At 78.0% G+C, this 3184-nt stretch carries 1 protein-coding gene and 2 pseudogenes; all 3 read left to right on the forward strand.

Annotated elements, in window-relative coordinates:
- Positions 1–697: pseudogene (locus tag ACXJMZ_RS37045) on the forward strand (DNA-binding protein); the annotation flags it as partial.
- A gap of 25 nt (positions 698–722) precedes the next feature.
- Positions 723–1796, forward strand: a pseudogene (locus tag ACXJMZ_RS37050) (ATP-binding protein); the annotation flags it as partial.
- A partial coding sequence (locus ACXJMZ_RS37055; protein WP_457034390.1) for a DUF5682 family protein occupies positions 1793–3184 on the forward strand: 1392 nt, incomplete at its 3' end. The pseudogene ACXJMZ_RS37050 and the gene ACXJMZ_RS37055, both read left to right, overlap by 4 nt.

A 3184-nucleotide genomic window follows, 5' to 3' on the forward strand; every position in this document is an offset into this window, starting at 1 on the left:
GCGGTACGGCGCCGTGCTGATGCCCMCCCACGACGACCGGCCCGCGCCTGGCATCCGCACCAGCCTGCTGGACGCGAGCGGCCAGGATCCGTACCTGGCGGCGCTCCGTTCCGGCGAGGACGGGCCGTTCCCGGCCGAGGCCGCCCTGCGCGTCGCCGCGTCGGACGCCTTCGCCGAGCTGCTCACCGACCCGGGGGAGCCGGTGGCCGGGGAGCGCGACCAGGACGGCACCTGGTGGCCGCAGGACGCGTCCCGGTCGGTGCCCGACCTGGTCGCCGAGGTGTCGGCCGCGCACGGCCTGGGGGCGGACGCCGCCACGCTGTACCTGATGCTGCTGGCGCTGCCCGATCCGACGGACCGTCACACCGCCCGCTGGACGGGCTGGCGGCCGGCCCGCCTCAAGGCGGCGCGGGCCGAACTCGCCGCCGGCGACCTGGTCGTGTCGGGGGCCCGCACCCGGGCCGGCCGCTCGCTGTTCCTGCCCGGCGGCTGGACGGAGCTCCGCTCCCCGCACCTGCCGCTGGAGACCTGGAAGGTGCCGTTGCTCGGTGAGTTCGCCGGCGCGGGCACCCCGCTGGGCACCGTGGTCCCGGCCGAGCCGGCCGCCGCGCTGTTCCGGCGGGCCTGGCAGCGGGTGCTGGACGGCGACCCGCCGCGCTTCGAGCAGCTCAAGGTCAAGCGCACCCGGCGCCGCTGACCCGCCGTCCGGCCGGGGGGGGGGCCACGACGACGGCCCCCGCCCGCCCGGCTGGGCGCTCACCCCGAACGCGGTCGTCACCTTCGTCTGCGGCAGTGCGGACACCCTGACCCTGACCCCGGCCCGCCGCCGCGAAGGCGCGCTGCCCGCCAAGCTGGTGATCGCGCCGAAGTTCGTCGGCGAGCGGGCCCTGGTGGAGCGCTGCGTGGTCACGCTGGCCGGCGAACGCGGCCTGCTGCTGGTCGGCGAGCCCGGCACCGCCAAGTCGATGCTCTCCGAACTGCTGGCCGCCGCCGTCAGCGGCACCAGCGAACTCACCGTGCAGGGCACCGCGGGCACCACCGAGGACGCCTTCCGCTACGGCTGGAACTACGCGCTGCTGCTCGCCCAGGGCCCGACCCCGCAGGCCCTGGTCGCCTCACCCGTGCTCACCGCGATGCGCAGCGGCCGGGTGGCCCGGATCGAGGAGGTCACCCGCTGTCTGCCCGAGGTGCAGGACGCGTTGGTGTCGATCCTCTCGGACCGCCGGGTCAGCATCCCCGAGCTGGCCGGCACCCCGGACGCGACCGCGCCCGCCGCGCCCGGCTTCACCGTCATCGCCACGGCCAACCTGCGCGACCGGGGCGTCTCGGAGATGTCCGCCGCGCTCAAGCGGCGGTTCAACTTCGAGACCGTCCACCCGATCGCCGACGCGGCCGCCGAGACCGAGCTGGTCCGGGGTCAGGCCACAGCCGCCGTCCAGCGGGCGGGCGCCGCGTTCGGCGTCGACGACGCCGTACTGGATGCCCTGGTGACGGTCTTCCGCGACCTGCGGACGGGCCGCTCCGCCGAGGGCTGGGACGTCGAGCGGCCCGGCACCGTGATGTCCACCGCCGAGGCCGTGCACGTCGCGGCCTCGCTCGGGCTGGCCCGCGCCTACCTGGCCGGTGGCGACGCCCTCGACCTGATGCCCGGTCACCTGCTGGGCGCCGTCCGCAAGGACGACCCGGCCGACCACGCCCGCCTGCTCGGCTACTGGGACGGCCCGGTGCGGCGCCGCGCCGAGGACGGCTCCGCCCTGTGGCGCCGCCTCTGGGACCTGCGGGAGAACCTGCGGTGACGACCACTCAGACCGACCCGCGCGACGCCCTGGCACAGCTCACCGACCCGGCAGGCCCGTACCTGATCGGCGTCCGGCACCACAGCCCCGCGCTGGCCGCGGTGGTCCCGGCGCTGCTGGCGGCGGCCGACCCGCAGGTGCTCTGCATCGAGCTGCCGGCCGACTTCCAGCGCTGGCTGCCCCACCTCGCCGACCCCGGCACCAAGGCGCCGGTGGCGCTCGCCGGGGCCGACGCCGACGGGCGGCTCGGCTTCTACCCGTTCGCGGACTTCTCCCCGGAGCTGGCCGCGATCCGCTGGGCCCGCGCGCACGGCGTCGAGGTGCTCTGCTGCGACCTGCCGATGGGCGCCCCGGGGTGGGCCGCCGACGCGTCGTCAGGTTCAGCGGGTCCCGCACGCTACGCGGACGGGCTCACCGCCACCGGCACCGGCCGGGACGGCGACGACCTGTGGGACCGCAGCGTGGAGGTCCGGGCGCCGGGCAGCACCCCGGAGGCCGTCCGGCGGGCGGCGCTCGCGGTCGGCTGGGCGCTGCGCCGGGACACCGCCGAGCGTGGCGGCGTCCCGGCACAGGACCTGGCCCGGGAGGCGCACATGCGCCGGGTGATCGCCCGGGCCGGGGCCGGCGGGCGGCGGGTCGCCGTGCTGGTCGGCGCCTTTCACGGGCCCGCCCTGACGGTRCCCGCACTGACGGCGCCTCAGGAGGACGGACCGGAAGCCGAGGCGGACGGAGCCGTCACCACCTCGCTGGTGCCTTACACCTTCGGGCTGCTCGACTCCCGCTCCGGCTACCCGGCCGGCATCCGCGACCCGCGCTGGCAGCAGGCCGTCCTCGAGGCCGGCGGCGACCCCGACCTGGTGCAGGCGGCCGCCGCCCGCGCGATCACCGACGTCTGCCGCGAGCTGCGGGCGGCCGGCCACCCCGCCGGTACCGGTGAGGCCGCCGAGACCCTGCGGCTGGCCGGCGACCTGGCCCGGCTGCGCGCCCTGCCGGCCCCCGGCCGGGGCGAGCTGCTGGAGGCCGTCACCACCGTGCTCGGCCAGGGCGAACCGCTCGGCCGGGGCCGGGCCCTGGCCCGCGCGCTGGAGACGGTGCTGGTCGGCACCGAGCGCGGCCGCACCGCCCCCGGCACCCCGCGCTCCGGGCTCGGCCCGTCCGTGGAGGCCGGGCTCGCCGAGCTGCGCCTGCCCGCCCCCGAGGACCCGGACTCCCGCGAGCTGCGGCTCGACCCGCTGCGCTCCCCGCTGGACCGCCGCCGCGAGACGCTGCTGCAGCGCCTCGAGGTCTGCGGCGTCGGCTACGGCGAGCCCGTCCAGGTGGCCGGCACCGGCGACGCGTCCGCGCTGACCACCCGCTGGCGAGTCTGCTGGACGCCGTCGGTGGCGGCC

It is taken from the genome of Kitasatospora sp. P5_F3 (assembly GCF_054049135.1).